Below are 4133 nucleotides of genomic sequence, written 5' to 3' on the forward strand. Positions count from 1 at the left end.
GCGCCCCACCAGGTTCCGGTAGCAACGGCGCGATCACCGCCCACGCCTCATCGGTCAACTCACCACGACGCACCACCGGCACATCGTCAACGATCAACCACTACATGATCGGCAGGACACGCCCTAGTCCGCTCTCGTTGCAGGGCGGTGCAACAGGGCAGCGTCGCTGGAGACCATCACGTCGAGCAGGCGGGCGCCTCGCCGCTGCAGCAGACGCGCGGTGAGGGTGGGAGTCAGGGAGAGGCTGACCGCGGCTAGCAGGATGGCCGTGAGCACCGGCGTCCACAAGTGACCCCCGGTGGTGGTGCCGATGATGCCGGGGAGAATGGCGCCGAGCAGGACCACGGGGAAGATCGTCATTTGTCCACCGGTCGGATCGCCTGCTCGTTGTCCAGGGTAGCGGCGATCGCGGGCATCGGTGCCGACAGCCGGCATCAGGAGCGCGATCAGCGGTGCCACGGCGCAGGCCACTGCGGCTGCGGCGACCCGGACGGGCCCATGACGGCGGTGAACGTGCCGCGCGGGAAGTCGGCTGTCACCGCGTCGAGAGCCCGCACCGCATTCTTCCCCGACCCGTACTCCTTCGACACCGACTCCAAGCGCACCGCGTACGACGATGCCCCGGATGTCGGCGATGCGCGGGTGTATGGCGAGTCGGTCGGGGCGGTCTCGGCGTGCGGGCCGCGCCGTCTCGACGGGTCCCTCGTTGATCTCATGCCGTCCGATGCTAGGAGTGGCGGCGGCCTGGGCTGATACCTCCTACTACCGGAACTGAGGTACAGCCAGCTGTAGTTTTGCCGCGATGTCCAGCCGGGAGTTGATGTTGTCACAAACCCGAATCCGCTCCGTCGGTCCGCACTTGGAACTCCTAACTCTTTGAGCGTTGGAGTCGGCGCCAGCAGATTCCGGCGCAGGCGAGGGTGAGGAACGCTTCGTAGATGTCGTCGCGGATCTCCCAGCGGATTCGGAGGCGCCGGAACCAGTGCAGCAGGGCGATGGTCTGCACGACGACCCAGCGTCGAGTGCCGATGCATAACACCCGGGTCTGGCCTTTCAAGCCTGGGTCACTGTTTCGACCGGCCCGTCCGCCCTGGGCTGAAGCATCAGCGGTACGTGCCCGTGGGCGAGGGTCGCCGCTACCTCGGACGTCTGCAGTGGACGATCATGGTGCGACGACAACGTTCGCGAGTGGTTCGCCCGCTGCGTGCCGCCGGACCTGGTCGACCAACAAGCGGCGAGCCCGGGGTGACAACGCAGCGGTCAGGCCGCCGACGTGCGGGCTGATAAGGACATTCGGCGCGGACCACAGCGGGTGACCAGCGGGCAGCGGCTCGGGCTCTGTAACGTCCAAGGCGGCGTGCAGCCGGCCTTTGCTGAGTACGGTGAGCAGCGCGTCGGTGTCCACCACTCGGCCCCTTGACACGTTTACCAGCAGGGCCCCGTCGGCCATCTTGGCCAGGAAGTCCGAGTTCACCATGCCTTCGGTTTCCGGGGTCAGCGGTGCGGAAAGGATGACGACGTCCGCGTGCGGCAGCATGTCCGCGATCTCCGTGATCGGCCGGACCCCGGGGCGGGCAGTCCGGGCCACCCGGCTGACGGCTACCTCGAACCCGGCGAGCCGGCGTTCGATCGCGGCGCCGATCGAGCCGTAGCCGACGATCAGGACCCGGGCGTCAGCTAGTCCACGCGACCAGTACGGGTCCCAGCGGCCCTCCTCGCCCGCCCGAACGAGTTGCGGCAGTCCGCGCCGGGCGGCGAGCGTAAGCGCCACGGCGAGTTCGGCGGTAGCCGCATCGTGAACGCCCCGGCCGTTGGCCAGGGTCAGACCAGGCCGCAGGAATGGCAGGACGTGGTCGTAACCAGCGGTCACTGTCTGCACAACGTTGAGCCGAGGCATCCGAGTGATCGGCTCACACAGGCGCGGATCGATGATCCCGTACGGCACTGCGTACAACTCGACGTCGTCCAGGTTCTCTGGGAGGGGTTGCGTGCCGTCGTAAAGCCCGACGTCAAGATCGCTGAGGTCGGCCACGGCGTCGGGGTGAGGCAGCAGGTAACGCATGCTGATCATCATGCCTCGGCGGACAGTCGGATTTCCGGGAGCACAGCGGCCGACATCCGCGAAGTAGTAGTAGGTGGCGGACTGACACCTGGCTGGCCTCCGCCTTCGCACTCCACCGCATCGCACACGATCACCGCGATGGCCGACGCCCAACCCCTCAACCATCCGCCCACAACGAGCACCACAGCCCAAGCAATCATCACCGGGTGCGACGCCAAACTGGAGCGCTACCGCGCCGCCCTCGACGTCGGCGCCGACCCGGCCGTGGTCACCGCCTGGATCGCGCAGACCCAAGCCGAACGCGCCCGCGCGGAAACCGAACTACGCACCATCGCGCGCACCACCCCGCGCCGGATGAGCCAAGGAGAGATCACAACCCTGGTGACCGCGCTCGGCGACATCACCACCGTGCTCCGTAACGCCGACCCAGCCGACAAAGCCGAGGTCTACCGACAACTCGGACTCCGACTGAACTACCAGCCGGAAACGCAAACGGTGCGCGCTGAAGTCGAGCTCAGCGCACACCGTGGGGTTATCGTTTGTGTCCGAGGGGGGACTTGAACCCCCACGCCCTATACGGGCACTAGCACCTCAAGCTAGCGCGTCTGCCATTCCGCCACCCGGACCTGCACGTACCAGCCTACCCGGTCGACCAATGTGAGCTACTCACCGCATCGGTCGGCCTGGCGGGCCGCACGGGGCATTACTGTACACGGCCCAGAACGATCATGCACATCAGCTCCAGCGCGGCACGTTTGCGCAGGTCAACGGCCACAACGATCGGGTGGGTAGCGCGCAACAGGCGATTCCGGGCAGCATTGCTCCCGTGTCCCACCCCTCCCCGTTGATCGCCACTCAACACCAGGCCCTCGCGCTGCGCTCCGCGGGTGACCTGACAAGCGCCCGCCGCCTGCTCGCCGACGCGATCATCGCGGCCCGCCCGGCGTACGGCGAGGACCACCAGGACGTCCTGGCCACCGGCCACCTGCTGGCCCGGCTGCACCGCGAGGCTGACGACCCGGCCGCCGCCCGGCGCGTACTCGAGGAGGCCTACGCGGCCGGCGAGCGCCGTCGCGGCGAGGCCGACCCGCTGATGCTCGCGCTCAGCTTCGACCTCGCCGGGGTGTCCGAGGAACTCGGCAACCGGCACGAGGCCCGCCGCAACTACAGCCGCGTGGCGACCGCCGGGGCCGCCGTGCTCGGTCCGGACCACCCCGCGGTACGCGCAGCCCGCCAGTACCTCGGCGGCTCCGCCGCCGCTCCCGCAGGCTATGGCACCTCCTCCGGCGGCTCCGCCGCCGCTGCCGGAACGCACCCCGCTCCGCCCCCGCCCGGCTACCCGACTCCGGGACGCCCCGGGCACCCTTATCCGGCGGTGCCCGGACATGCCGATCCGGCAGCGCCGGGGGGCCCTGGCCCGGTCCGGCCCGGCCAACCCGGTCCCGCCTCCTCCGGCTACCCCGGGCACGGAGGGTCCGAGCCCACGGTCTCGCTGCGGCCTGTCCCACCGCCGCACCCGCACGCTCCGGCACCGCCCCGGCCCGTCGCCCCGGGTGCGCCCGTCGCGCATTCGCCGGCGCCCGGTTCACAGTGGGCTCCCCGCCCAGGCCCGGCACCGCAGACGCCCCGCGCCGGGCAGCCTCATCAGGCCACACCGATCGTTCCTCCGCCCTCGGTGGCGCCTGCCCCGCCCCAGCACCCTGCCGGCACCGGGGCGAGCGGAGCCGCGAGCCCGTGGGCGCCGCCCCCGCCGGCTGCATCAGAGGCGACGACCCGGTTCGCGCCCATCACGGAAGAGGCCACCTCCCGGTTCCCTGTAGTGCCCGTCGAACCCACCGCACCAGCGACACCGCCGACTGCCGGGGTCGCGCCGCAGACTCCCGGCGTCCGCCCGGTGCCCCCGGCCCACGGTGTCACCCCGGTTCCGTCGGCTCAGGGCGTGACCGCGGTTCCACCGGCTCCAGGCGCCACCTCGCTTCCGCCGGGAACCTACGGTCGACCGGCCGTCGCTCCCGGCGTGACGCCGGTGCCGCCCCGCGCCCCGGTTGCCGCACCCCCGCACCCGGCCACC

General features: G+C 70.5%; 3 protein-coding genes, 1 tRNA gene and 2 pseudogenes. 2 read left to right on the forward strand and 4 right to left on the reverse strand.

All coding sequences use genetic code 11. The features are described from left to right. Positions 1 to 123: 123 nt before the first annotated feature. From F8279_RS29290 to F8279_RS29300, 3 genes and pseudogenes are all read right to left on the reverse strand, one after another. Positions 124 to 459 carry a hypothetical protein gene (locus F8279_RS29290; RefSeq protein ID WP_151501668.1) on the reverse strand — a complete coding sequence of 112 codons (336 nt, stop codon included), beginning with the start codon at positions 457 to 459 and terminating at the stop codon, positions 124 to 126. A gap of 23 nt (positions 460 to 482) precedes the next feature. Next, positions 483 to 605, reverse strand: a pseudogene (locus tag F8279_RS30750) (ABC transporter ATP-binding protein); the annotation flags it as partial. 557 nt (positions 606 to 1162) lie between these two features. Then, positions 1163 to 2062 (reverse strand): 2-hydroxyacid dehydrogenase, encoded by a 900-nt coding sequence (locus F8279_RS29300; protein ID WP_151501669.1) that lies wholly within the window; start codon positions 2060 to 2062, stop codon positions 1163 to 1165. A gap of 138 nt (positions 2063 to 2200) precedes the next feature. Here F8279_RS29300 and F8279_RS29305 point away from each other — a divergent pair, with 138 nt between their 5' ends. After that, on the forward strand, positions 2201 to 2623 hold the full coding sequence (locus F8279_RS29305) for a hypothetical protein (RefSeq protein ID WP_151501670.1): 423 nt from the start codon (positions 2201 to 2203) through the stop codon (positions 2621 to 2623). On the opposite strand, the gene F8279_RS29310 is transcribed toward F8279_RS29305, so the two are convergent. Continuing rightward, a tRNA-Leu gene (locus F8279_RS29310) sits at positions 2605 to 2688 on the reverse strand. The two genes, F8279_RS29305 and F8279_RS29310, sit on opposite strands and share 19 nt — an antisense overlap. Before the next feature lie 200 nt (positions 2689 to 2888). On the opposite strand from F8279_RS29310, the pseudogene F8279_RS30755 reads away from it, so the two are divergent. After that, positions 2889 to 3329: pseudogene (locus tag F8279_RS30755) on the forward strand (tetratricopeptide repeat protein); the annotation flags it as partial. Positions 3330 to 4133: the final 804 nt, after the last annotated feature.

The sequence above is a fragment of the Micromonospora sp. AMSO1212t genome, assembly GCF_008868145.1.
Classification (GTDB): domain Bacteria; phylum Actinomycetota; class Actinomycetes; order Mycobacteriales; family Micromonosporaceae; genus Micromonospora; species Micromonospora tulbaghiae.